The sequence below is a fragment of the Pantoea sp. PSNIH1 genome, from assembly GCF_007680655.1.
Classification (GTDB): domain Bacteria; phylum Pseudomonadota; class Gammaproteobacteria; order Enterobacterales; family Enterobacteriaceae; genus Pantoea; species Pantoea eucrina.
In genome coordinates this window covers 41,403-64,860 of the sequence record NZ_VEIP01000002.1, presented here as the reverse complement: position 1 = coordinate 64,860, position 23,458 = coordinate 41,403, and the positions used below count along the sequence as shown (strand labels likewise).

The 23,458-nt window shown below is 58.7% G+C and carries 22 protein-coding genes; 3 read left to right on the top strand and 19 right to left on the bottom strand.

Annotated elements, in window-relative coordinates; translation table 11 throughout:
- Positions 1-59 precede the first annotated feature (59 nt).
- From dinF to FS690_RS07870, 3 genes are all read right to left on the bottom strand, one after another.
- Positions 60-1,382: an MATE family efflux transporter DinF gene (dinF, locus tag FS690_RS07880; RefSeq protein ID WP_039381969.1), complete on the bottom strand. Its 1,323-nt coding sequence runs from the start codon at positions 1,380-1,382 to the stop codon at positions 60-62.
- 129 nt (positions 1,383-1,511) lie between these two features.
- The gene (lexA, locus tag FS690_RS07875; RefSeq protein WP_039381966.1) at positions 1,512-2,126 is read right to left on the bottom strand and encodes a transcriptional repressor LexA; all 615 of its coding nucleotides are present in this window, start codon (positions 2,124-2,126) and stop codon (positions 1,512-1,514) included.
- Positions 2,127-2,234: 108 nt separating this feature from the next.
- On the bottom strand, positions 2,235-2,600 hold the full coding sequence (locus FS690_RS07870; RefSeq protein ID WP_104085617.1) for a diacylglycerol kinase: 366 nt from the start codon (positions 2,598-2,600) through the stop codon (positions 2,235-2,237).
- Between the two features lie 127 nt (positions 2,601-2,727).
- On the opposite strand from FS690_RS07870, the gene plsB reads away from it, so the two are divergent.
- The gene (plsB, locus tag FS690_RS07865; protein ID WP_039381961.1) at positions 2,728-5,151 is read left to right on the top strand and encodes a glycerol-3-phosphate 1-O-acyltransferase PlsB; all 2,424 of its coding nucleotides are present in this window, start codon (positions 2,728-2,730) and stop codon (positions 5,149-5,151) included.
- A gap of 35 nt (positions 5,152-5,186) precedes the next feature.
- Here the strand turns inward: plsB and ubiA are convergent, their stop codons facing one another.
- The 3 genes from ubiA to psiE form a co-directional block, all read right to left on the bottom strand.
- A complete protein-coding gene (ubiA, locus tag FS690_RS07860; protein WP_211049635.1) occupies positions 5,187-6,080 on the bottom strand; it encodes a 4-hydroxybenzoate octaprenyltransferase in 894 nt (297 codons plus the stop codon).
- Positions 6,077-6,592, bottom strand: a complete 516-nt coding sequence (gene ubiC, locus FS690_RS07855) for a chorismate lyase (protein WP_039381957.1) — start codon at positions 6,590-6,592, stop codon at positions 6,077-6,079. Before ubiC ends, ubiA begins: the two co-directional genes overlap by 4 nt.
- A gap of 88 nt (positions 6,593-6,680) precedes the next feature.
- Positions 6,681-7,091 (bottom strand): phosphate-starvation-inducible protein PsiE, encoded by a 411-nt coding sequence (psiE, locus tag FS690_RS07850; protein ID WP_039381954.1) that lies wholly within the window; start codon positions 7,089-7,091, stop codon positions 6,681-6,683.
- A gap of 285 nt (positions 7,092-7,376) precedes the next feature.
- On the opposite strand from psiE, the gene FS690_RS07845 reads away from it, so the two are divergent.
- Entirely contained in the window at positions 7,377-9,002 is a 1,626-nt protein-coding gene (locus tag FS690_RS07845; RefSeq protein WP_039381952.1) for a Na/Pi cotransporter family protein, read from the top strand.
- Positions 9,003-9,157: 155 nt separating this feature from the next.
- On the opposite strand, the gene gntU is transcribed toward FS690_RS07845, so the two are convergent.
- The 4 genes from gntU to ggt form a co-directional block, all read right to left on the bottom strand.
- Positions 9,158-10,498 (bottom strand): gluconate transporter, encoded by a 1,341-nt coding sequence (gene gntU, locus FS690_RS07840; RefSeq protein ID WP_039381950.1) that lies wholly within the window; start codon positions 10,496-10,498, stop codon positions 9,158-9,160.
- Positions 10,498-11,037, bottom strand: coding sequence for a gluconokinase (gene gntK / locus FS690_RS07835; protein WP_039381948.1), 540 nt, complete (start codon positions 11,035-11,037; stop codon positions 10,498-10,500). Before gntK ends, gntU begins: the two co-directional genes overlap by 1 nt.
- A gap of 141 nt (positions 11,038-11,178) precedes the next feature.
- The gene (gene gntR, locus FS690_RS07830; protein ID WP_145339365.1) at positions 11,179-12,174 is read right to left on the bottom strand and encodes a gluconate operon transcriptional repressor GntR; all 996 of its coding nucleotides are present in this window, start codon (positions 12,172-12,174) and stop codon (positions 11,179-11,181) included.
- A 160-nt stretch (positions 12,175-12,334) separates the two neighbouring features.
- A complete protein-coding gene (gene ggt / locus FS690_RS07825) occupies positions 12,335-14,086 on the bottom strand; it encodes a gamma-glutamyltransferase (protein ID WP_104085620.1) in 1,752 nt (583 codons plus the stop codon).
- A 201-nt stretch (positions 14,087-14,287) separates the two neighbouring features.
- On the opposite strand from ggt, the gene FS690_RS07820 reads away from it, so the two are divergent.
- The gene (locus FS690_RS07820) at positions 14,288-14,584 is read left to right on the top strand and encodes a DUF2756 domain-containing protein (protein WP_039381941.1); all 297 of its coding nucleotides are present in this window, start codon (positions 14,288-14,290) and stop codon (positions 14,582-14,584) included.
- Here FS690_RS07820 and ugpQ read toward each other — a convergent pair.
- From ugpQ to livH, 9 genes are all read right to left on the bottom strand, one after another.
- Positions 14,581-15,324, bottom strand: a complete 744-nt coding sequence (gene ugpQ, locus FS690_RS07815) for a glycerophosphodiester phosphodiesterase (RefSeq protein WP_108570121.1) — start codon at positions 15,322-15,324, stop codon at positions 14,581-14,583. The two genes, FS690_RS07820 and ugpQ, sit on opposite strands and share 4 nt — an antisense overlap.
- The gene (locus FS690_RS07810) at positions 15,321-16,394 is read right to left on the bottom strand and encodes a sn-glycerol-3-phosphate import ATP-binding protein UgpC (RefSeq protein ID WP_145339363.1); all 1,074 of its coding nucleotides are present in this window, start codon (positions 16,392-16,394) and stop codon (positions 15,321-15,323) included. The genes ugpQ and FS690_RS07810 overlap by 4 nt, the downstream gene beginning before the upstream one ends.
- Positions 16,395-17,237, bottom strand: coding sequence for a sn-glycerol-3-phosphate ABC transporter permease UgpE (gene ugpE / locus FS690_RS07805; protein ID WP_039381934.1), 843 nt, complete (start codon positions 17,235-17,237; stop codon positions 16,395-16,397).
- Positions 17,234-18,124, bottom strand: a complete 891-nt coding sequence (gene ugpA / locus FS690_RS07800; RefSeq protein ID WP_039381930.1) for a sn-glycerol-3-phosphate ABC transporter permease UgpA — start codon at positions 18,122-18,124, stop codon at positions 17,234-17,236. Before ugpA ends, ugpE begins: the two co-directional genes overlap by 4 nt.
- Positions 18,125-18,179: 55 nt before the next feature.
- On the bottom strand, positions 18,180-19,496 hold the full coding sequence (gene ugpB, locus FS690_RS07795) for a sn-glycerol-3-phosphate ABC transporter substrate-binding protein UgpB (protein WP_071668456.1): 1,317 nt from the start codon (positions 19,494-19,496) through the stop codon (positions 18,180-18,182).
- Positions 19,497-19,719: 223 nt separating this feature from the next.
- On the bottom strand, positions 19,720-20,433 hold the full coding sequence (livF, locus tag FS690_RS07790) for a high-affinity branched-chain amino acid ABC transporter ATP-binding protein LivF (protein WP_039381926.1): 714 nt from the start codon (positions 20,431-20,433) through the stop codon (positions 19,720-19,722).
- A 1-nt stretch (position 20,434) separates the two neighbouring features.
- Positions 20,435-21,202 carry a high-affinity branched-chain amino acid ABC transporter ATP-binding protein LivG gene (gene livG / locus FS690_RS07785; RefSeq protein ID WP_039381923.1) on the bottom strand — a complete coding sequence of 256 codons (768 nt, stop codon included), beginning with the start codon at positions 21,200-21,202 and terminating at the stop codon, positions 20,435-20,437.
- Positions 21,199-22,470, bottom strand: a complete 1,272-nt coding sequence (locus FS690_RS07780; protein WP_039381921.1) for a high-affinity branched-chain amino acid ABC transporter permease LivM — start codon at positions 22,468-22,470, stop codon at positions 21,199-21,201. Before FS690_RS07780 ends, livG begins: the two co-directional genes overlap by 4 nt.
- Positions 22,467-23,393: a high-affinity branched-chain amino acid ABC transporter permease LivH gene (livH, locus tag FS690_RS07775; RefSeq protein ID WP_071668458.1), complete on the bottom strand. Its 927-nt coding sequence runs from the start codon at positions 23,391-23,393 to the stop codon at positions 22,467-22,469. The genes FS690_RS07780 and livH overlap by 4 nt, the downstream gene beginning before the upstream one ends.
- Positions 23,394-23,458: the final 65 nt, after the last annotated feature.

Sequence of the window (23,458 nt, the reverse complement as noted above, 5' to 3'; positions counted from 1 at the left end):
AGGTTAACCGCTGCAGCACAAACTGCCAGTTTTGTGGGCTACCGCCTGACCGGCTGCTATCACACGCTGAACCAGCTGTCGCGCTGCCAGTGATGACGCCAGATCAGCCCGAGCGTAATGCCTCTCAGCGCGAGAAATACGGTAATAGCCAGCCATAAACCATGATTCCCGAGCCACGGCAGCGTCAGCAGCGTCAGCGCATAGCCCAGCGCCGCCAGCAGCATGCTGTTGCGCATATCCCGGCCGCGCGTGGCTCCGATAAACATCCCATCCAGCAGATAGCACCAGACGCCAGCCAGCGGCAGGATCACCTGCCAGATCAGATAGCGGTCAGCCGCCTCACGCAGCGACTCAATCGAGGTCAGCAGCGCGATAATTGCCGGACCGCAGAGGGCGTAAATCACAGCGAACAGCAGCGCCACAATGCCCGCCTGCCGGCAGGCGGCATACCAGATCAGCCGCAGCCGGCTGCGATCGCCTGCGCCGGTCGCCTCACCGGAGCAGGCTTCCACCGCATACGCAAAACCATCCAGCGCATAGGCAGTAAAAGTCAGGAACATCAGCAATACCGCATTGACGGCGACCACGTCAGCGCCGAGTCGCGCGCCCAGTAGCGTCAGCGAGGCGAAGCAGAGCTGCAGCAGCAGCGAACGCAGCATGATGTCGCGGTTAAGCCGGAACAGGCGCGCGGCGTCGCCGCGCCAGCTGGCTTTAAGCAGCGAAAATGATATGCCGCGCAGCGCCAGCACCCGCGCCACCATCCATAGCCCCACGGCCAGCGTCACATAGTCCGCGACGGCGGTGGCCGCTGCGGCACCCGCCACGCCCCAGTGCCACTGCAGAACAAACAGCAGATCGAGCAGGATATTCACGACGTTGCCGGTAATAAGCAGCACCATCGGCGCGCGCGCATACTGTACGCCGAGCAGCCAGCCGAGGATCACCAGATTTGCCAGCGTGGCAGGCGCGCTGAGCCAGCGGATAGCGATAAAGGTTTGTGCCTGCTGCTGCACCGCCTCGCTGCCGCCCATCAGCGCGGCTGCCAGCTCGCTGACCGGCGTTCGTAGCGCAATGAACAGCACGCCTGCCGTCAGCGCAATCAGCATCGGCTGGATCAGCGCCCGCGCCAGCGCTGGCTTATCGCGGGCGCCGAACGCCTGCGCCGTCAGGCCAGTGGTGCTCATCCGCAAAAAGAGCAGCAGCATAAAGACAAAGCTGGTGGCCGTTGCACCCACGGCTACGCCGCCGAGGTAAACCGGGCTGTCGAGGTGGCCAATGATAGCCGTATCCACAATGCCCAGCAGCGGTACGCTGATGTTAGAGAGGATCATGGGCAGCGCCAGGCGCCAGAGCGTGCGATCAGAAGAGGTAAACAGCGGCATCAGCCAGTCCTGTTATTGCGGGCAACGCGCCTCATGCAGCTGCACGGCGCCACGGTTGGAAGCAGAGGGGTAATATAGCAGACCGCGGCCTGTGCAAGCACAGACCGCAGCGGGGGGACTAACCAGGTATTACAGCCATTCACCGGTACGGACAATACCGACAGCCAGACCTTCAACGGTCAGAGACTGCTGGCGCGTATCCACTTCGATAGGCTGAAAATCGCTGTTTTCCGGCAGCAGATGCACGATAGCACCCTGCTTTTTCCAGCGTTTTACGGTGACCTCGTCGTCAATGCGCGCCACCACGACCTGGCCATTACGCACATCCTGGGTTTTATGCACGGCAAGCAGATCGCCATCCATAATCCCGATATCTTTCATCGACATGCCGCTAACGCGCAGCAGAAAATCCGCGCTCGGCTTGAACAGGTTAGCATCGACCTGATAGTGGGTCTCGATGTGCTCCTGAGCCAGCAGCGGCTCGCCGGCAGCGACACGCCCGATTAACGGCAGTCCGCCGCTTGTCTCTTCTTCCATCAGCAAGCGAATGCCGCGCGAGGCGCCAGAGACAATCTCAATGACCCCTTTACGCGCCAGCGCTTTCAGGTGCTCTTCAGCTGCATTGGGTGAGCGGAAGCCCAGCTGTGAAGCGATTTCAGCACGCGTTGGCGGCATGCCGGTTGTATTAATATGGTCGCGAATCAGGTCATAGACCTGCTGCTGCCTGCTGGTTAACGCTTTCATCCCGCCCCCTGGTTGTTTATACAGTCGCTGTGAGTATATACAGGTATTGGCGAAATGAAAACCGCAGCTGCGGCAAAAATCAGCGATATATCGGTACGGGCGGCCTTATTATGCGTGCGGCCAGAGCAGCGTTATCCAGACAAACAGCGCGAGAAGGATCGTCAGCAGTACGGCGGCAGAACCCATATCCTTAGCGCGGCCCGCCAGCGGATGACGCTCCTGGCCGATTCGGTCGACCACCGCCTCAATCGCGCTGTTGAGGATCTCCACCACCACCACCAGTATCACCGAACCAATTAGCAGCACGCGCGTCACTGCGTCCACATCCAGCCAGCAGGCGACAACTACCGCAATCACCGCTGCAACGGCTTCCTGACGAAAGGCCGCTTCATGTTGCCAGGCTGCGCGTATTCCCTGCCAGGAGTAGCCCGCCGCTTTGATGATACGCAGCAGGCCGGTAACGTTATTTGCCATGAATAGGGAACCCTTGAGTAATTTTGGCGTCAATGAGTGCGCAGCGTGCGATGGCACAGCCACAGATCTCCGCTGCACTTTCTGGTATGCTTGCCGCGCTTTGCTAACAAGAGGCTTCAAGTTGTCTATGTCAGGTTGGCGTAAACTCTATTACAAATTATTGAATTTACCACTCTCTATTTTGGTAAAAAGTAAGGTCATACCGACCGATCCGGTTTCGGAGCACGGTATCGATCCCACTCGTCCCGTGATGTATGTTTTGCCTTATGATTCAAAGGCGGACCTGCTTACATTACGCAACCAGTGTCTGCGGCTTGATCTGCCCGATCCGCTCGCGCCGCTGGAGATTGACGGCACGCTGCTGCCGCGCCATGTGTTTATCCATGATGGCCCGCGTGTCTTTCCTTACTACGTGGCGAACCCGGAGTCAGTGAAACTGTTTCACGACTATCTGGATCTGCATCGTAATAACCCGCAGCTGGATGTCCAGATGCTGCCGGTGGCGGTGATGTTTGGCCGTGCGCCGGGTCGTGAAATTCAGGGCGAGCCTACGCCGCATCTGCGCGTACTGAATGGCGTACAGAAGTTTTTCGCCATTCTCTGGCACGGTCGCGACAGCTTTGTCCGCTTCTCTTCCACCGTCTCGCTGCGCCAGATGGCGACCGAACACGGCACGGATAAGTCGATTGCGCAGAAGCTGGCGCGCGTGGCGCGTATTCACTTTGCCCGCCAGCGTCTCGCCGCGGTAGGACCAAGCCTGCCCGCCCGTCAGGATCTGTTCAACAAGCTGCTGCAGTCGAAGGCGATTGAAAAAGCGGTTGAAGATGAAGCGCGCAGCAAAAAGATTTCGCATGAAAAAGCGCAGCAAAACGCCGTTGAGATGATGGAAGAGATCGCGGCAGACTTCTCATATGAGGCGATCCGCGTTACCGACCGCATCATGGGCTGGCTCTGGAGCCGCCTCTATCAGGGCATTAGCGTCAACGGCGGCGAGCGCGTGCGTCAGCTGGCGCAGGATGGTCATGAAATAGTCTATGTGCCCTGCCACCGCAGCCATATGGATTATCTGCTGCTCTCCTACGTGCTTTATCATCAGGGGCTGGTGCCGCCGCACATCGCTGCCGGTATCAATCTTAACTTCTGGCCAGCCGGGCCCATTTTCCGCCGGCTGGGGGCCTTCTTTATTCGCCGTACCTTTAAGGGCAATAAACTCTACTCCACCGTATTCCGCGAATATCTGGGCGAGCTGTTCAGCCGCGGCTACTCGGTTGAGTACTTTGTTGAGGGCGGACGCTCGCGCACCGGTCGCCTGCTCGATCCCAAAACCGGCACGCTTTCAATGACGCTGCAGGCGCTGCTGCGCGGCGGCAGCCGTCCGATTACGTTTGTACCGATCTACATCGGCTATGAGCACGTAATGGAAGTGGGTACTTACGCCAAAGAGCTGCGCGGCGCAGCGAAAGAGAAAGAGGGCTTTGTGCAGATGGTGCGCGGCCTGCGTAAGCTGCGCAATCTCGGTCAGGGCTACGTTAACTTTGGCGAACCGCTGCCGCTGGTTAACTACCTGAACAAGCATATTCCCGAGTGGCGCGAGGCGATCGACCCGATCGATCCGCAGCGCCCCGCGTGGATGACGCCAGCGGTAAACGATATCGCTGCCCGCCTGATGGTGCGCATTAACGAAGCGGGTGCGGCCAACGCCATGAATCTGTGTGTGACCGCGCTGCTTGCGTCCCGTCAGCGCTCGCTGACGCGTGAGCAGCTGACGGAGCAGCTGGAGTGCTACACCCAGCTGCTGCGCAACGTGCCCTATTCACCGGAAGCGACGGTGCCCGATCTGAGCGCCGAAGCGCTGCTGGATCACGCGATGGGCATGAATAAGTTTGAAACCGAGCAGGACAGCATCGGCGATATCATTATTCTGCCGCGCGAGCAGGCCGTGCTGATGACCTACTACCGGAATAACATTCAGCACATGCTGGTGATGCCGTCGCTGATTGCCGCGATTGTGCAGCAGCACCGCGAAATCAGCGAAGCAGAGCTTCTGCGTCAGGTAAGCCTGGTCTACCCGATGCTGAAAAGTGAACTGTTCCTGCGCTGGGAAAGTGCCGAACTGCCGGCGCTGCTTAGCGCGCTGTGCGCGGAGATGGCGCGACAGGGGCTGGTAACGCAGCTGGATGGGCAGATTAAGCTGAGCGCCGCGCGCTATCGCACGCTGCAGCTGCTGGCAGCCGGTATTCGCGAAACGCTGCAGCGCTTTGCGATCACTTTCGCCATTCTCAGTGCCAAACCGACGATCAACCGCGGCACGCTGGAGAAAGAGAGCCGCACGCTGGCGCAGCGTCTGTCAGTGCTGCACGGTATCAATGCGCCGGAGTTCTTTGATAAGGCGGTATTTACCACGCTAGTGCTGACGCTGCGCGATGAGCGCTATATCAGCGACTCAGGTGATGCCGATGCGGAGCGCACGCACGCGATGTGGCAGATGCTGGCGGAGCTGGTCACCAGCGATGTGCGTCTGACAATTGAGAGTGCAGTCGCACACGAGTAAGGCAAGGCAGGGACGCAGGATGCGTCCCTGCCGGTTCAGAACAGCGCCAGAAACGGCTGCGTATTCAGCAGCACGCCAGCAAACAGCACCAGTCCCACATAGTTGTTATTCAGAAAGGCCTGAAAGCAGGCGTCGCGTTCGCGGCGGGCGATCAGGCTCTGCTGATAGACAAACAGCGCGCCGGCAGCCAGCAGTGACCAGTAGAATGCCCCGTTCAGATTCAGCATACTTCCCACCAGCGCCATCAGCCCCAGCGTGGCCAGCTGCAGCAGGCCAATAATCAGCTTGTCAAAACGACCAAACAGAATCGCCGTAGATTTAACGCCTATCTTCAAATCGTCATCGCGATCCACCATGGCGTACTGGGTATCGTAGGCCACCGTCCAGCAGATGTTAGCGAAGAACACCAGCCAGCAGACTAAAGGTAAGGACTCACTTACTGCAGCCCACCCCATCGGGATCGCCCAGCCAAAGGCTGCGCCGAGCACCACCTGCGGCAGATGGGTATAGCGTTTCATAAAGGGGTAGACCCAAGCCAGCGCCAGCCCGCCGAAAGAGAGCAGGATGGTCATGCGATTCATGGTCAGCACCAGCATAAACGCCAGCAGGCCCAGCGCAGCAAACAGCAGCTTTGCCTCTTTCTCTGAAACCGCCCCGCTCGCCAGCGGCCGGCCGGCGGTGCGTTTGACGTGACCATCCACTTTGCGATCGGCGTAATCATTGATGACGCAGCCGGCAGCGCGCATAACGATGACGCCAAGCACAAACACAATCAGCACCGGCAGCGGCGGCACCGCCATGCCAGCCAGCCACAGCGCCCAGAGCGTAGGCCACATCAGCAGCAGCGTGCCGATAGGTTTGTCGATGCGCATCAGGCGGCTGTAAGCCTGCCATTTGCTTACGGATAATGATTTTTGCACGGGTCTCATCCTTGCTGCAGCGCGCGGTAAAGCGGCGATGCCGGTAAAAAAAGTTCAGTTAACAGAAGGGGCTTATCCGACAGGCGCAGGCGCGAACGCCGTCCCCACAGATCGCCGGCCTGGCCGGGATGAATAAAATCGCGGCTCAGCGCTGAAGAGGCAAAAAGATAGCGCCCCAGCGGGCGTGTGCCAAGTTGCTGCAGCATCTGCTCCGGTCCCTGCAGCGTACTCTCGGGCACTACGGTGCGGCCCAGCAGCCACGGCTCGCCGTCGCCGCACAGCACGATTTCGCGCAGCCAGAAGCGCGTATCGTTCGGCAGAAAAGCCGCTTCTGCTGCGACCTCCGCCGCGCTGACAAAGCCTTCACGGATGGGTTGAACGGTAACCTGCCGGCAGTGCTGCTCAAAACGGCGCGTCATGGAATCTTCTTCCATCAGCCAGTCGGTCAGCGGTGCGGGCAGCAGCGAGGAGGCGGGTAACCACTGCAAGGCATATAACTGGCGCAGCGCATCGTGCGACATCAGGCGATCTCCGGCAAAAAAGTTGCCTTAGTTTACCGCAGAGCGCGGCCGCTGGCACGGCCGCGAGCGCCGGAGATGATAAGGGACGTTATTCGCGCTTCAGCCGGTTGCTGTTTGCCAGCCACAGCGTGACCACCAGAATCAGGATCGCAGCGGAATAGCAGAGCGTGTCGAACGGGTTTTTGTGGTCAACGATAATCAGCCGGATAATGGCGGTGATCCCGATATAAACAAAGTAGCGCAGCGGAAAGTGATAGCCCGACTGAAAATATTTCACAATCAGCGCGATAAATTCAAAGTAGAGAAAGTAGATCACAATGCCTTCAATCAGCAGATAGGATGACGCTTGTTCACCGGTGCTGAACAGCACGTTAGCCAGATGAATCGTCTCCTTGCCGAGAAACACCACCAGGATCACGGCCAGGATTAACAGGCCGAGGTTAAGTACCCACTGCAGCACCGTCGCGATGAGCTGACCGGCGGCTGATTTATCTGTCATTGCTGCGTCCTTAATGCGCAAATGAGAAGAGCGCTATCATGCTGCAATGTGATCTGAATCACAATATGACGTTAAGGTGGCGGTTCTCCGGCAGGGGCAGCGTAAACGCCGTGGATATCTCATCGCAGTGAACCGGATTCAGCTACAGTTAACAGGTCGACGCCGCTTCAGGTTATTTATATCTAACGAAAAATTCATGCGGTGCGCTACCGGTCTTCCCCCGCTGCCGTGTTTGCCAGGCAGGCAGCTGGCTGCTTTTTGCCTGGCATACAGGAGCCTGCGACCGTGCTAACTCTGCTTAATCTGCTTTCTGCTGTCGCACTGCTGGTCTGGGGCACCCACATTGTGCGTACCGGCATCATGCGCGTGTACGGCGCCGATCTGCGCCGGGTACTGAGCCGCAGCGTGGAAAAAAAACCGATGGCTTTTCTGGCCGGCATTGGCGTTACCGCTCTGGTACAGAGCAGCAACGCCACTACGCTGCTGGTCACCTCGTTTGTGGCGCAAAACCTGGTCAGCCTGACACCTGCCCTGGTGGTGGTACTGGGGGCTGACGTCGGCACGGCCATTATGGCGCGCGTGCTGACCTTCGATCTCTCCTGGCTCTCCCCGCTGTTTATCTTTTTTGGCGTGGTCTTTTTTCTCAGCCGCAAACAGACGCGCGTCGGACAGATGGGCCGTGCTGCCATTGGTCTCGGGCTGATCCTGCTGGCGCTGCAGCTGATTGTCACCGCAGCACGTCCGATAACGCAGGCTTCGGGCGTGCAGGTGCTCTTCTCCACCCTGACCGGCGATACGCTGCTGGACGCCCTGATTGGCGCCGTTTTTGCCATCATCAGCTACTCGAGCCTGGCGGCGGTGCTGATCACCGCGACCCTGACGGCCGCCGGGGTGATCTCATTTAAGGTGGCGCTCTGTCTGGTCATTGGTGCCAACCTCGGCAGCGGCCTGCTGGCGATGATCAACGCCAGCGGTTCTAATGCGGCTGGCAAGCGGGTGGCGCTCGGCAGCCTGCTGTTCAAGCTTATCGGCAGCATTGCGGTACTGCCGTTTGTTGATTTTATTGCTGAGCTGCTGGATCGGCTGCCGGTGAATGATGAAGAGCTGGTGATCTTTTTCCACGTTTTCTACAACCTGGCACGCTGCCTGATCATGGTGCCGTTTGCGGCACCGATGGCGCGACTCTGCCAGCGTATGATTTCTGACGATGCAGAGCATCAGGCGCATCTCAAGCCCAGACATCTGGATAAAAGCGCGCTGGATACGCCTGCGCTGGCGCTGGTCAATGCCGCGCGTGAGACCCTGCGCATGGGCGACGTGCTGGAGCAGATGCTGGAGTCGTTCAGCCGCGTAGTCCGGGGCGAACTGCGTGAATCGCACCGGGTGCGGCAGCTGGATGATGATGTTGACGTGCTCTATACCGCGATCAAACTCTATCTGGCCCGCATGCCGCGCGAAGATCTGGCAGAGGAGGATGCGCGGCGCTGGGCTGAAATTATTGAGATGGCGCTGAATCTTGAACAGGCGGGTGACATCATTGAGCGCATGAGCGGTGACGTTGCGGATAAATCGTTGCAGGCGCGGCGGGCCTTTTCGGCAGAAGGGCTGGAAGAGCTGAATACACTGCAGGAGCAGGTGCTGAATAACCTGCGCCTGAGCCTCTCGGTATTTCTGTCGCATGATATCACCAGCGCGAAACGTCTGCGGCGGGCCAAACATCGCTTCCGTATTCTGATCCGCCGTTTCTCTCACTCGCACGTGGAGCGGCTGCATCTGAATAATGTGCAGAGCATTGAGACCAGTTCGCTGCATCTGGGGCTGCTGGGAGATATGAAGCGCCTTAATTCGCTGTTCTGCGCGGTGGCTTACACCGTTCTCGACCAGCCAGATGATGAGCGGGAAGTAGATTAAGGTAAGCACGCAGAGGCGCATTTATACGCCCCTGGTTTAGGGTGTGCACGGTATCAATCGCCATAAATGATTCGGTGCGGGCATCGGCCAGGGCGTCATTAATGACGCCCCTACGAGGGCGATGTAGGGGGCGCATTTATGCGCCCCTGGTTTATTTACGATAACAAACTAAACGCAATCATGCCGACGATGGCGCCGGTGGTGCCGAGGATGGTCTCCATCAGCGTCCAGGTCTTTAGCGTCTCGCCCTCGGTGGCACCGGTAAAGCGGCCAAACAGCCAGAAGCCGGCATCGTTGACGTGGCTGATAATAATTGAGCCACCGCCGATACAGATTGAGAGCGCCGCGAGCTGCGCGCCGCTGTAGTGCAGCGGTTCGATCACCGGCATCACCAGCCCTACGGTGGTCAGACAGGCCACGGTTGCAGAGCCCTGAATAACCCGGATAGCGCCCGCCAGAATAAAGCAGGCCAGCGCGATCGGCATACCGGCGCCGGTCAGCGCGTGACCCAGCACCGGCCCCACGCCAGAGTCAACCAGCACCTGCTTAAAGACGCCGCCGGCACCGATAACCAGCAGAATAATGCCGGCGGGCTGCAGCGCGCTGCCGCACACCTGCATCACCTTCTCTTTATCCATGCCCTGCCGGTACGCCAGGCCATAGATCGCCACCAGCAGCGCCAGCAGAATCGCGGTAAACGGATGGCCAATAAATTCCAGCCATTCGTAAAGCCGGGTATCCGGCGTGGTAAAGCGCGCACCGATGGTTTTCAGCCCGACCAGCAGCAGCGGAAACAGGATCAGAGAGAGGCTGAAACCAAATGAGGGCAGCCTGCCCTCGTCCACATCCGGCTGATGATCTTCCGGCGGCGCGCTGAAGCTGACGTGGCGGGCGATCAGGCTGCCAAACAGCGGCCCGGCGATCAGCATCCCCGGAATGGCTGCGCAGAGTCCCAGCAGGATCATCCAGCCAAAATCAGCGTGCATTTGTGCCGCCAGCAGCATCGGCGCAGGTCCCGGCAGCAGAAACGCCGCCGCCGCCGCTACGCCGGCAAACAGCGGGATCACCAGCTTCACCAGGTTGTCATGCGTGCGGCGCGCCACCGCAAAGGCGATGCTGATCAGCAGCACCACCGCAACTTCAAAAAACAGCGGCAGCGCGCAGATCAGCCCGGCGATCCCCATCGCATAGTGCGCCCGGCTCTCGCCAAAGGTTTTCAGCATCCGGATAGCGATCTGATCCACCGCACCGGTTTCATGCAGAATTTTGCCGAACATTGCGCCAAGCGCTACGACGATGGCAAGAAAGCCCAGCGTGCCGCCCATGCCTTTCTGCATCGTATCGGCGATCTGATCGAGTGGCATACCGGAGAAAAGTCCGGCGCCAATAGAAACTAACATCAGGGCGACAAAGGCGTGCATCCGCGCTTTCATTACCAGAAACAGCAGCAGCAGGACAGAGCCTGCTGCGGTTAACACCAGCGTTGCGGTACTCATTACTCGCCCTTGTTGATTGCATCCCTGATGGTCGCAACCGTAGCTGCAACAACGTCATCCAGCGAGTGATTGATATCCACCATCAGGACATCTGCCTCATCTGTGCCAGGTTCCTGCAGCGTGGCAAACTGCGTTACCAGCATCTGCGGCTTGAAGAAGTGACCCTTACGGGCTTTGAGGCGGGTTTCAATGGTTTCGAAATCGCCTTTCAGATAGATAAATTTCAGGTTGTGATTGCCCTGGCGCAAAATGTCACGATAGGACTTTTTCAGCGCCGAGCAGACGATAATCGACACCGCCTGAGTGCGCTGCATGGCAAAAGCCGCGTCGTTCAGCGCCTGCAGCCACGGCTGGCGATCGTTGTCATCCAGCGGATGGCCTTCCGCCATTTTCATGATGTTGCTGCGCGGATGAAGGAAATCTCCATCCAGAAAAGCGGTATTCAGTTCGTGTGATACCCGATTAGCAACGACAGACTTTCCGCTGCCGGATACACCCATCAGGATAAAAACGTGATGTGATGAAGATGGCGTGATCATAGTTTTGCGCTCCGGCAGCTTATTCTGCCAATGTTACCGATAACAAATCTGTCATTCATTGTCGGAGTGCGTCCCGATGCTGACAACCCTCGTCAGCCGGAAAAGCGTAAAAGTGTGAAGTGGCTCATACAATCGCCAAAATCAGATGCTGTCACCTTCAGCAATCTCAAAGCCGATATCGAGCGGGCCGCTAAATGAACGATCGCCACCAATGCGCGCCAGCAGCATGGCAGCCGCCTCGCTCCCCATCCGTTCGCGCGGTGTCAGCACGGTTGCCAGCCGCGGCGTCACGACCTGCGTAATATCGTGACCATGAAAGCCCGCGATCGCCATCTGCTCCGGCACGCGCAGCCCCTGACGCTGGCATTCAAACATGGCGCCTACGGCCAGGTCATCGTTAGTACAGAACAGACTGTCGGTTGCCGGATAGCGCTTTTGCGCCTCGCACAGCAGCTGCGCGCCGGCGCTGAAGGAAGAGGCGTCTTCCATCATCACGCTGTGCGGCGTCAGCCCCGCCTCGCGCATTGCCTGTTCATATCCCTGCTGCTTCTGCAGCGTACGTTCATCGAGCCGCGCCCCCAGGTAGACCGTATGGCAATGCCCTTTCTTCAGGATAGCCTGCGTCATCTGTCGCGCCGCTTCGACATTATCAAATCCCACCGCCATATCCAGACATGGCGTGACGCTGTCCATGATCTCAATGACCGGGATCCCGGCTACCTCCAGCATGCGCAGCGTACCGGTGGTATGGGTGCGTTCGGTTAAGATCACGCCGTCAATATTCCAGCCCAGCAGCGAGCGCAGCTGCCGCTCCTCTTTTTCCGGATTGTAGCCAAAGTGCGCGACCAGCGTCTGATATCCCGCCTCATCGGTCACGGTTTCAATTCCGCGCAGCACGTCAGCAAAGACCTGGTTGGTCAGGGAGGGCAGCAGCACGCCAATGGCGCGGCTGGTGGCGTTTGAGAGCATATCGGGTGCACGATTAGGGATATAGCCCAGCTCATCCAGCGCGACGGCAATTTTGTCACGCAGCGCGGCGGAGACCCGCTCCGGGTCGCGCAGATAGCGACTGACGGTCATTTTGGTGATGCCGACGCGATCGGCGACGTCCTGTAATACCGGTCTTTTCTTCTTCATCGTATGCACCTGAGGCCAGAGATAGGCTGAGTTTATCACTATTTTTACCGCTTCCGTGTCTGGTGCCCGCCCGCATGCCGGATGGGTCGATCGGCGATAAAAAAAGCCAGCACGCAGGCTGGCTAAACAATACCGGAAGCAGTATCGGACTTACCGGCGATTAATAACCGGCGCTGAGATCGTCAACCGAACGCGGATCGGAGGCGCCGTAGCGCATGCCATCAGGACCGATCATGATGCTCTGCGTGCTGCCCATTGCCGGCAGCACCTTCACGTGCTGGCCTTTCGCTTCCAGCAGGCGCAGCGTATCGGGACTGAAGCCTTTCTCCACGCGCAGCTGATCGGGCAGCCACTGATGATGAAAACGCGGCGCGTTAGTCGCTTCCGCCACGTTCATCCCGAAATCGATGCTGTTAACCACCATCTGCAGCACGGTCGTGATGATCCGGCTGCCGCCCGGGCTGCCGGTGACCAGCCAGGTTTTCCCCTCTTTGGCCACAATCGTCGGTGACATGGAGGAGAGCGGACGCTTCGCCGGCTGAATCGCATTCGCCTCGCCGCCGACCAGACCGTAAACGTTTGGCGTACCCGGCTTCGCGGAGAAATCATCCATTTCGTTGTTCATCAGGATGCCGCTGTTGCCTGCCACGATCCCGCTGCCAAAGTAGGTGTTCAGGGTATAGGTTACCGCCACAGCGTTGCCCGCTTTATCCACCACCGAGAAGTGGGTGGTCTGATTGCTCTCGTACGGTGCCAGCTTACCCGGTTTGATCTCTGACGACGGCCGCGCTTTGCTGACATCGATCTGCTGCGCCAGGGTCCTGGCATAGGCTTTGCTTGTCAGCGCCTGCTGCGGCACTTTAACGAAATCGGGATCGCCAAGATACTCTGAGCGATCGGCGTAAGCGTACTTCTCCGCTTCTGCCATGACCTGCATGGCGTCTGCGCTGCCAAAGCCCCACTTCGCCAGATCGAAGTTCTCCAGGATATTCAGGATCTGCACAATGTGGATCCCGCCCGATGAGGGTGGCGGCATAGAGAACACTTCATAGCCGCGGTAGGTGCCGCTGACCGGTTTACGCTCTACGGCACGGTAAGCGGCGAGATCCGCTTTGCCAATCAGCCCGCCGTGCTGTGCCATCTCGCTGGCGATCTCATCAGCAATGCGGCCGGTATAAAACGCATCGGCTCCCTGCTGCGCAATCAGCTGCAGGCTGCGCGCCAGGTTCTTCTGCACCAGCCGATCGCCTTTCTGGTAAGGTCTGCCATCCGCTTTGTAAAAAATTGCCCGGCTGGTGGCGTGATTGATCAGGTTCTCTTTGCCATAGGTGGCGAGATCGTCCGCCAGCGCATCGTTGACGATAATGCCGTCACGCGCCAGCTTTATAGCCGGGGCCAGCAGCGTGCGCAGCGGCAGCGTGCCATACTTCTTTGCCGCCAGCGCAAATCCCGCAACCGTACCCGGCGTACCAGACGCCAGGTGAGAAGTAAGTGATAACTTACTATCCGCATTACCCTGCTTATCAAGGAACATATCGCGCGAGGCGCGCGCCGGCGCCATTTCACGAAAGTCGATAGCAGCAGTCCGCCCGGACGCCGTGCGCAGCAGCATAAAGCCGCCACCGCCGAGATTACCCGCCTGCGGATGAGTAACGGCCAGCGCAAAGCCCACGGCGATCGCCGCATCCACCGCATTGCCGCCCTGTCGGAGAATATCCACGCCCACCTGCGTTGCCATCGCATCCACCGAAGCGACCATGCCGTGCTGCGCCTTTACCGGATGAAAGGTGTCGCTGTCAACGCCATAGGAGATCGGCGGCGCGCTTGCGGGCGCCGCAGCAGCCCCCTGCACCACGGTAAAACTCATTAACATCGCCCAGCTCAACTGGCGCAACCTGCCTGCTGTCCTCATCCTGCCACCATCCTTTTCAGTTGTTTACATTTGTTATTTATCGATGCAAGTGTTTGCTAAAGCAGTAAAAACATAACACTTAACGCAAATTGCACGCACGCCCGATTTCAGGCTTTGTGATATCGCATAAACTTATGATTAAGAGGCAGGCGGCCTGCGGGCCGCCTGTTTACACAGCAGGTCAGACGATCGGAGGGAATAATGAAAACATGGCTTATTGCGCTGGCAGCCCTGCTGCCGCTGAGCGGTATGGCAAATACGCTGAATAACAATAATGTGAATCAGCCCGGCTATAACCCAAGCCAGCAGCGTATGCAGACCCAGATGCAGACCCAGCAGCAGCAGCAGCAGCGCCTGCTGCATCAGGATCAGCAGCGGCAGACGCAAAATATGCAGCGGCAGCTGCAGGAAAAACGCGACAGCACCCGGCAGCAGGTACTGCAGTCGCAGCCGGGTCAGAATACGCAGCAGAACGGCACCATGCCGAATAACAACTAACTGAAATCGGGACCGATAATGTCGATGCGGTCGGTGCAGATGGCATCCACACCCCAGCTCAGCAGCTCGCGGGCACGCGCGGGCTGGTTAACCGTATAGGCCAGGATACGCAACCCGGCTGCCTTCAGCAGCGCGGTGCGCTCCGCGTCGAGCAGCCGGTAATTCAGGTGAATCGACACACACTTCAGCTGGCTGGTCAGCGTCTGCCATGCGTCATCCCACTCATCCAGCAGCAGACCGCGCGGCAGCTCTGGCGCAGCCTGCTGTGCTGCCGCCAGCGCTTCAGGTGAGAATGAGGAGAGCAGCGGAGGTGTCTGCCCCTGCCAGAGCTTACGGGCGGCGAGCGCCACGGCAGCGCCCGTCTCCGCGTCGGTGCCGGTGGTGGGTTTAATTTCGATGTTCGCCATCATTCGGTGCTGACGACAGCGCGCCGCCACGTCCGTCAGCAGCGCCAGCGGCTCGCCCGTAAACGCCCCACTGAACCAGTCGCCGGCATCGAGCTGTGCCAGCTGCGCCCACGTCTGTTCGCCCGCCACGCCCCAGCCGCTGCTGGTGCGATCGAGCGTGTCATCGTGCAGCAGAAAGATCTGTTTATCCTGCGAGAGTTTGGCATCAAACTCAATCATGGTATGGCCATAACGCGCGCCGGTATCAATTGCCGCCAGCGTGTTTTCCGGCGCGAGTTTACCGCCGCCGCGATGGGCCACAATTTTCGGGTAGGGCCAGTTGTTGTTACTCATTCCAGACGTTTTCCATGAACAGCATCGAAGAAGTGTAACGCATCCGGCGGCAGATGCAGCCACAGCGTGCTGCCCGCCTGCGGACGTTCGCTGTGCGGCAGCCGTACCACCAGCCGCGCCTGACCAAGATGGCTGTGTGCCAGGTTATCCGCGCCGAGGATCTCCAGCGTATCGACCACCAGCGGCACGCCGCCTGCTTCACGCGAAGAGAGATGAATATGCTCAGGACGGATGCCGAGCGTCAGCGGCCTGTTAGCCCACTGCGGCCGTCTCTCGCCCAGCGGCAGGCTGTTCAGCGCATCCAGCGTAAAGTGCAGGCCATCGCGGCTGATCTCTCCTGGCAGCAGGTTCATCGCCGGGGAGCCGATAAAGGCGGCAACAAACTGGCTGGCCGGACGCTCATAAACCTCTACCGGCGTGCCAACCTGCTCCACAATCCCTTTGTTCATCACCATCACCCGCTCCGCCAGCGTCATCGCCTCAACCTGATCGTGCGTGACGTAAAGGCTGGTGGTTTTCAGACGGCGGTGCAGCTGCTGCAGTTCAAGACGCATCTGCACGCGCAGGCGCGCATCAAGGTTGGAGAGGGGTTCATCGAACAGGAAGACAGCCGGTTCACGCACGATAGCGCGTCCCATCGCCACACGCTGCCGCTGCCCGCCCGAGAGTTCACGCGGTCGCCGGTTCAGCAGGTGGTCAAGCTCCAGACTACGCGCGGTCTCCAGCACGCGCTGGGCGATCTGCGCTTTGCCCATGCCGCGGATTTTCAGGCCATAGCCCATGTTTTCGCCTACCGTCATATGCGGGTAGAGCGCGTAGTTCTGAAACACCATCGCAATGCCGCGATCTTTCGGCTCCATCTCCGTGACCCGCTGCTCAGCAATAAAAATGTCGCCGGAGCTGACGCGCTCGAGTCCGGCCACCATGCGCAGCAGCGTCGACTTGCCGCAGCCGGAGGGCCCCACCATCACCATAAACTCGCCCTCGTTGATGGTGATGGTTAGCGGCTGGATCACCGCATTTTTGCCGTCATACGATTTCGTCACGCTCTGTAAGGTTACGCCTGCCATCTATTTCTCATTCTCCACCAGGCCACGCACAAACGCGCGCTGCATTACAAGAACCACCACAACCGGTGGGATCAGGGTTAATAACATCGCCGCCATCACTTCATTCCACTGCGTCGGGCCGCCGCTGGTGTTGATCATGCTTTTTACCCCCGCCACGGCGGTGCTCAGACTGGCATCATTGATAATCAGCAGCGGCCAGAGATACTGATTCCAGCCGTAGATAAAGGTGATCACAAACAGCGCGGCAAGATTGGTTTTTGACAGCGGCAGAACAATGTCCCAAAAGAAGCGCATCGGCCCGGCACCGTCAATGCGCGCGGCTTCAATCAGCTCGTCCGGCAGCGACAGGAAGAACTGGCGGAACAGAAAGGTGGCCGTTGCCGACGCCATCAGCGGCAGCGTCAGCCCGCTGTAGCTGTCGAGCAGATTAAGGGTAGCGATCACCTCAACCGTCGGGAAGATACGCACTTCAACCGGCAGCATCAGCGTAATGAAAATCAGCCAGAAAAAGAGCGTGCGCAGCGGAAAGCGAAACCAGACCAGCGCAAAAGCTGAGAGCATAGAGACGCTGATTTTGCCGATCGTAATCGCCAGCGCCATGATAAAGCTGTTCAGCAACATCATGCCAAACGCGGCGCTGCCGTTAACGCCCTGCGTCCAGATACGCGAAACGTTCTCCCACAGATGCGTGCCGGGCACCAGCGTCATCGGGACCTGATAAACCGCCGTGTTATCCAGCGTGGCGGCGACAAAGGCGACATAGAGCGGAAACAGAATGGTCAGCACGCCCAGAATCAGCAGCGTGTGGCTGAAAATATCCAGCCCGCGTCGGTTCTCAATCATTGATATTGCACCTTACGCTCAACAAAGCGGAACTGCAGAATAGTGAGGCCAATCACCAGCAGCATCAGCACGACTGACTGCGCGGCAGATGAGGAGAGATCGAGACCGGTAAATCCTTCCCGATAAATTTTGTAGATAAGCGTGGTGGTGGACTGTACCGGCCCGCCACCGGTGGCGGCATCAATGACCGGGAAGGTATCAAAGAAGGCGTAGACCAGGTTGACCACCAGCAGAAAGAAGCTCACCGGCGTAATCAGCGGCAGAGAAAGATGAAAAAAGCGCCGTACCGGCCCGGCCCCGTCGATAGCGGCCGCCTCAGTCAGCGACTTCGGAATCGACTGCAGCGCCGCGAAGAAAAACAGAAAGTTGTAGCTCATCTGCTGCCAGATAGAGGCGAGCACGATCAGAAACATCGCCTGACCGCTGTTCTGCGCATAGTTCCAGTTATAGCCCATCTGATTAAGCAGATGGCTGAGCAGCCCAAGCCCTGGATTAAAGAGGAACATCCACAGCACTGCGGCGACCACCGGTGCCACCGCGTACGGCAGCAGCAGCAGGGTCTGATAGAGCTTCTGCAGACGCACAACATAGTCAACCAGCGCGGCCAGCAGGAGCGAGAACAGCATCCCCAGCACCGTGACCAGCAGGCTGAACACTATCGTGGTCCAGAAGGAGTCGAGATAGTAGGGATCGCTGAACAGACGGCTGAAGTTCTCCAGCCCGACAAAGGTGCTGGAGATGCCAAACGGATCGATGCTCTGCAGCGAATACCAGAGGGCCTCTCCGGCAGGCCAGAGAAAGAAGATGGCGGTGATAATCAGCTGCGGTGCCATCAGCAAATAGGGCAGCAGCCGGGCACGAAAGACCGGACGAGACGATGAGGGCATAGCGAACTCACGCTGAAAGCGGGAGCGACCCAGCGTCGCTCCCGGTGGATCGGATTTATTTCACCTGCTGTTCAAAGCGGCGCAGCAGTGCATTACCGCGCTTAACCGCGTTATCCAGCGCTGCCTGCGGCGTCTGCTTGCCGGTCCAGACGCCTTCCAGCTCTTCATCTACCACCGTGCGGATTTGCGGCATATTGCCGAGACGCATCCCTTTGGTGTATGGCAGCGGATCTTTGTTGAGCATCTGCCGGGTAGCGATATCCGCGCCCGGGTTCTTCTCATAGAAACCCTGCTTTCTGGTCAGCTCGTAGGCGGCGGTAGTGATCGGCAGGTAGCCGGTTTTCTGATGCCATTCGGCGGCAATCTCCGGCTGCGCGAGGAACTTCATAAACTCCGCCGCCCCTTTATAGGTGGCCGCATCTTTGCCTTTCATCACCCACAGGCTGGCGCCACCGATGATGGCGTTCTGCGGTGCTTCAGGCACGGTCTCGTCATACGGCATCATGCCTACGCCGAAGTTAAATTTGGCGTAGTGCTTGATATCCGCCAGCGAGCCGGAAGAGGCGGTCGTGATCCCACAGTCGCCGTTATAAAACTTGGCGGTCGGCTCATCCTTGCGTCCAAAGTAGGTAAAATCACCTTTTTTGTTCATCTCTTCGAGCATCTGGATATGCCGCACCTGCACCGGCTTGTTGAACTCCAGCACCGCATCCGTGCCGTCGAAGCCGTTGTTTTTACTGGCTACCGGCAGCGCATGCCACGCGCTGAAGTTTTCAATCTGGATCCAGCCCTGCCAGCCGCTGGCATAGCCGCAGCTCATGCCGGCTTTACGCAGCGCAGCGGCGTCTTTTGCCAGCTCCTGCCAGGTTTTCGGCGGCTGCTCCGGATCCAGCCCCGCTTTTTTAAAGGCATCTTTGTTGTAGTAGAGCACCGGCGTTGAGCTGTTAAACGGCTGAGAGATCAGCTGACCGCTGCTGTCGCTGTAGTAACCCGCCACGGCTGGCACAAACTGCTTCGCATCCATCTGCACGCCAGCCTGGCTGAACACGTCGTGCACCGGCACAATCGCTTTCGAGGCCATCATGGTTGCCGTACCGACTTCATAGACCTGCAGCAGCGCAGGCGCTTTACCGGTGCGTACCGCTGCGATCCCCGCCGCCAGGCTCTGCTCGTAGTTACCTTTGTAAGTGGGCACAATTTTGTAATCGGGATGCGCCTGGTTAAAACGCTGTGCCAGAGAGTCAACTTCTTTGCCTAACTCCCCTTCCATTGAGTGCCAGAAAGGGATTTCGGTCGCAGCCAGCGCGTTACCGCTGAGCGCCAGACCAAGCAACACACTCATCAGACGGGGACGAAGCGTTAAAGCGGTCATAAAGTTTTCCTGTGCTGTTAGGTACGCGCAATATCACGCATTTTTTGTTCGCGGAGTAACATGACACGGGAAGATGATAGAAAAATAACCGAAATATGACAGAGATATGACACACAGAAACGCGCCAGCCGGGCGGTAAAACGTGAACGTTGTGCACATTTTTCAGCAAAAAAGCGGCAGGCAGGAAAAAGGCGGCCCGGCAGGATACCGGGCCGCAGGCCGATCAGGCACCGAGATAGGCGCTGCGCACCGCTTCGTTAGAGAGCAGCGCCTCACCGCTGTCCTCCAGCACCACGTGACCGTTCTCCAGCACGTAACCGCGATCGGCAAGCTTCAGCGCCTGATTGGCGTTTTGCTCAACCAGAAAGATGGTCATCCCCTCTTTACGCAGCTGCTCAATAGTGTCAAAAATCTGCTGGATGATGATAGGCGCCAGCCCGAGCGAGGGTTCATCCAGCAGCAGCAGACGCGGCTGGCTCATCAGCGCACGACCAATCGCCAGCATCTGCTGTTCACCGCCGGACATGGTACCGGCACGCTGCACTTTGCGTTCTGCCAGCCGGGGAAAGAGCTGGTAAACCCGCTCAATACGCGTCTGATACTCATGCCGGCTGGCAAAGAAACCGCCCATCGCCAGATTCTCCTCCACCGTCATGCGGGAAAACACCCGACGCCCTTCCGGCACGATCGCGATCGCCTCCCGCATGATTTTTGCCGTCTGCCAGTCGGTAATGTTTTTTCCGTCAAACACAATGGTGCCGCTGGTGGCGCGTGGCTCGCCGCACAGCGTACCCAGCAGCGTAGTTTTACCGGCGCCGTTGGCACCAATCAGCGTGACGATCTCCCCCTGACTGATATGCAGATTAATATTGTGCAGCGCCTGGATCGGACCGTAGTGGGCGCTTACACCCTGCAGCGTTAACATCGGGTTTGCCATCTTACGCCTCACCTAAATAAGCCCGGATCACGTCCGGGTTGTTGCGGATCTGTTCCGGTGTACCGTTCGCCAGCGGCGTTCCCTGATTGACCACGTAGATGCGGTCGGAAATGCCCATCACCAGCTTCATATCGTGTTCAATCAGCAGTACTGATACCTTGTGCTCGCTGCGCAGCTCGGCGATCAGCGCATCCAGCTCATGCGTTTCACGCGGGTTAAGGCCCGCGGCCGGTTCGTCCAGCATCAGGATCTCCGGGCGCGTGACCATGCAGCGGGCAATTTCCAGCCGGCGCTGCTGGCCGTAAGCCAGATTACCCGCCTGGCGGTTTGCCAGCTCCAGCAGGCCGATACGCTCCAGCCAGATGGCTGCGCGATCGAGCGCCTCGCTCTCACCGCGGCGAAACGCCGGTGTTTTTAACAGGCCGGAAAAGACGCCGCTTTTCAGATGCTGATGCTGCGCCACCAGCAGATTTTCAATCACCGTCATCTCACGGAACAGCCGCACGTGCTGAAACGTGCGCACAATGCCCATGCGCGCGATTTTCTGTCCCGGCAGGCCCTGCAGCGGCCGATCGCGCAATTTAATGGTGCCGCCGGTCGGCTTATAGAAGCCGGTCAGGCAGTTAAACACGGTGGTTTTACCGGCACCGTTGGGTCCGATAAGCGAAACAATTTCCTGCGGATGCAGCGCCAGTGCCACATTGTTGACGGCCAGCAGGCCGCCAAAACGCATCATCAGGCCTTCAACGGCTAATAAAGGCTGACTCATGCCTGCTCTCCCTGTTTGCTCTTTTTCAGTTTCAGATGCGGACGCTTCATCGGTAGCAACCCCTGCGGACGCCAGATCATCATCAGCACCATCAGGCCGCCCAGCACCAGCATGCTGTACTCATTAAGATCGCGCATCAGTTCACGCGATACCACCAGCAGGATCGCCGCGAGGATCACCGCCAGCTGAGACCCCATCCCGCCCAGTACCACGATAGCCAGCACAAAAGCGGATTCAACAAACGTAAACGACTCCGGGCTGACAAAGCCCTGGCGCGCTGCAAACAGCGTCCCGGCAAAACCGGCAAATACGGCGCTGATGGTAAAGGCGGTCAGCTTGATGCGCGTCGGGCTCAGCCCCAGCGAGCGGCAGGCGATCTCATCTTCGCGCAGCGCTTCCCATGCGCGCCCCAGCGGCATACGCAGCAGGCGATTGATCACAAATAGCGTCAGTACCACCAGCAGCAGCGCGACCAGATAGAGGAAAATCACGCGGTGATTGGGGTTGTAGGCAAGCCCGGTCAGCTCGTGGAACGTCGTCCAGCCCCCTTCGCTGACGCGGCGGCCAAACTCAATGCCAAACAGGCCGGGTTTGGGGATTTGCGCGATACCGTTCGGCCCGCCGGTAATCGACGTACTGTTCAGCAGCAGAATACGCACGATTTCACCGAAACCGAGCGTGACAATCGCCAGATAGTCGCCGCGCAGGCGCAGCACCGGAAATCCCAGCATCAGGCCAAAGGCGCCCGCCACGATGCCCGCCAGCGGCAGGCTCTCCCAGAAGCCAAAACCGTAGTAGTGGTTCAGCAGCGCAAAGGTATAGGCGCCAATGGCATAAAAACCGCCGTAGCCCAGCACCAGCAGTCCGGAGAGGCCAACCACCACGTTAAGCCCCAGTCCCAGCATGACGTAGATCAGCGTCAGCGTAGCAATGTCGATGCTGCCGCGTGAGGCAAACAGCGGCCACGCAACGGCAGCGACGATCAGCAGCGCCATCAGCAGTTTCTGCTTCGCGGTAGATCCATCAAACGCCGGCAGCACAAAGGCTTTACCGCTGCGGTGAAACCGGCCTGAAAACAGCGGACGCAGCAGCTGAAAGATAAAGACCACCGCGCAGCCGGCGAAGATCCAGTTCCAGCGAACCTCGCCCGCGCTGACCACAATCAGCCGGGTGCCATCCAGGTCGAGACGCATGCCCATAAAGAAGCTGGCCAGCACCAGCAGCATTGCCGCGGAAAGCACGGCGTTAAGCAGCCCGAGACGCTTCATACTTTCTCTACCTCCGGGCGGCCCAGGATACCGGTTGGCATCACCAGCAATACCACGATCAGCAGCGCAAAGGAGACCACATCTTTATATTCCGTCGAGAGGTAAGCTGACGTCAGCGCTTCCGCAATGCCGAGTACCAGCCCGCCAATCATAGCGCCCGGAATACTGCCGATACCGCCCAGAACCGCTGCGGTGAATGCTTTCATGCCGGCCATAAAGCCGATAAACGGGTTGATTGAGCCGTAGAACTGCCCCAGCAATACGCCCGCGACCGCTGCCATCGCCGCGCCGATCACGAAGGTCAGCGAAATAACGCGATCGGTATTGATGCCCAGCAGGCTCGCCATTTTCAGATCTTCCGCACAGGCGCGACAGGCGCGACCCATACGCGAATAGCGGATAAACAGCGTCAGCGCCAGCATTGCCAGAAACGTCACTACCCAGATCACCAGCTGCATGGTGGTGAGCGTGGCGGCGAAGCCGTTGCTTTCACCCAATGTCCACTGGCCGGTGATCAGACTGGGCAGCGCCAGATCGCGCGAGCCCTGGGTCAGGCTGACGTAGTTTTGCAGGAAAATAGACATCCCGATGGCGGAGATAAGCGCAATCAGCCGCTTGGAAGAGCGCACCGGCTTATAGGCAACGCGTTCAATACTCCAGCCGTAAGCGCTGGAGATGATCACTGCCATGATAAAACCGGCGGCGATCATCAGCCACGAGGTATCAATGCCCATCATCATCAGGGCGGCAATGACAATAAAAGAGACATAGCTGCCGATCATGTAAACCTCGCCGTGGGCGAAGTTGATCATGCCGATAATGCCATACACCATGGTGTAGCCAATCGCGATCAGCGCATAGGTGCTCCCGAGGGTGACCCCGTTGAACATCTGCTGAATAAAATAGAGAAACTGCTCGGACATAATGAGGACCTGCAAGTGGATCAGAGATTCCCTCTCTGGGGTAAGAAAGGGTCAGGGCAGCAAAC

Bases quoted from the DNA above. Each gene is read 5' to 3' on its own strand.
- dinF (WP_039381969.1), bottom strand. From the start codon at position 1,382: ATGCCGCTGTTTACCTCTTCTGATCGCACGCTCTGGCGCCTGGCGCTG.
- lexA (WP_039381966.1), bottom strand. From the start codon at position 2,126: ATGAAAGCGTTAACCAGCAGGCAGCAGCAGGTCTATGACCTGATTCGC.
- FS690_RS07870 (WP_104085617.1), bottom strand. From the start codon at position 2,600: ATGGCAAATAACGTTACCGGCCTGCTGCGTATCATCAAAGCGGCGGGC.
- plsB (WP_039381961.1), top strand. From the start codon at position 2,728: ATGTCAGGTTGGCGTAAACTCTATTACAAATTATTGAATTTACCACTC.
- ubiA (WP_211049635.1), bottom strand. From the start codon at position 6,080: ATGAGACCCGTGCAAAAATCATTATCCGTAAGCAAATGGCAGGCTTAC.
- ubiC (WP_039381957.1), bottom strand. From the start codon at position 6,592: ATGTCGCACGATGCGCTGCGCCAGTTATATGCCTTGCAGTGGTTACCC.
- psiE (WP_039381954.1), bottom strand. From the start codon at position 7,091: ATGACAGATAAATCAGCCGCCGGTCAGCTCATCGCGACGGTGCTGCAG.
- gntU (WP_039381950.1), bottom strand. From the start codon at position 10,498: ATGAGTACCGCAACGCTGGTGTTAACCGCAGCAGGCTCTGTCCTGCTG.
- gntK (WP_039381948.1), bottom strand. From the start codon at position 11,037: ATGATCACGCCATCTTCATCACATCACGTTTTTATCCTGATGGGTGTA.
- gntR (WP_145339365.1), bottom strand. From the start codon at position 12,174: ATGAAGAAGAAAAGACCGGTATTACAGGACGTCGCCGATCGCGTCGGC.
- ggt (WP_104085620.1), bottom strand. From the start codon at position 14,086: ATGAGGACAGCAGGCAGGTTGCGCCAGTTGAGCTGGGCGATGTTAATG.
- FS690_RS07820 (WP_039381941.1), top strand. From the start codon at position 14,288: ATGAAAACATGGCTTATTGCGCTGGCAGCCCTGCTGCCGCTGAGCGGT.
- ugpQ (WP_108570121.1), bottom strand. From the start codon at position 15,324: ATGAGTAACAACAACTGGCCCTACCCGAAAATTGTGGCCCATCGCGGC.
- FS690_RS07810 (WP_145339363.1), bottom strand. From the start codon at position 16,394: ATGGCAGGCGTAACCTTACAGAGCGTGACGAAATCGTATGACGGCAAA.
- ugpE (WP_039381934.1), bottom strand. From the start codon at position 17,237: ATGATTGAGAACCGACGCGGGCTGGATATTTTCAGCCACACGCTGCTG.
- ugpA (WP_039381930.1), bottom strand. From the start codon at position 18,124: ATGCCCTCATCGTCTCGTCCGGTCTTTCGTGCCCGGCTGCTGCCCTAT.
- ugpB (WP_071668456.1), bottom strand. From the start codon at position 19,496: ATGACCGCTTTAACGCTTCGTCCCCGTCTGATGAGTGTGTTGCTTGGT.
- livF (WP_039381926.1), bottom strand. From the start codon at position 20,433: ATGGCAAACCCGATGTTAACGCTGCAGGGTGTAAGCGCCCACTACGGT.
- livG (WP_039381923.1), bottom strand. From the start codon at position 21,202: ATGAGTCAGCCTTTATTAGCCGTTGAAGGCCTGATGATGCGTTTTGGC.
- FS690_RS07780 (WP_039381921.1), bottom strand. From the start codon at position 22,470: ATGAAGCGTCTCGGGCTGCTTAACGCCGTGCTTTCCGCGGCAATGCTG.
- livH (WP_071668458.1), bottom strand. From the start codon at position 23,393: ATGTCCGAGCAGTTTCTCTATTTTATTCAGCAGATGTTCAACGGGGTC.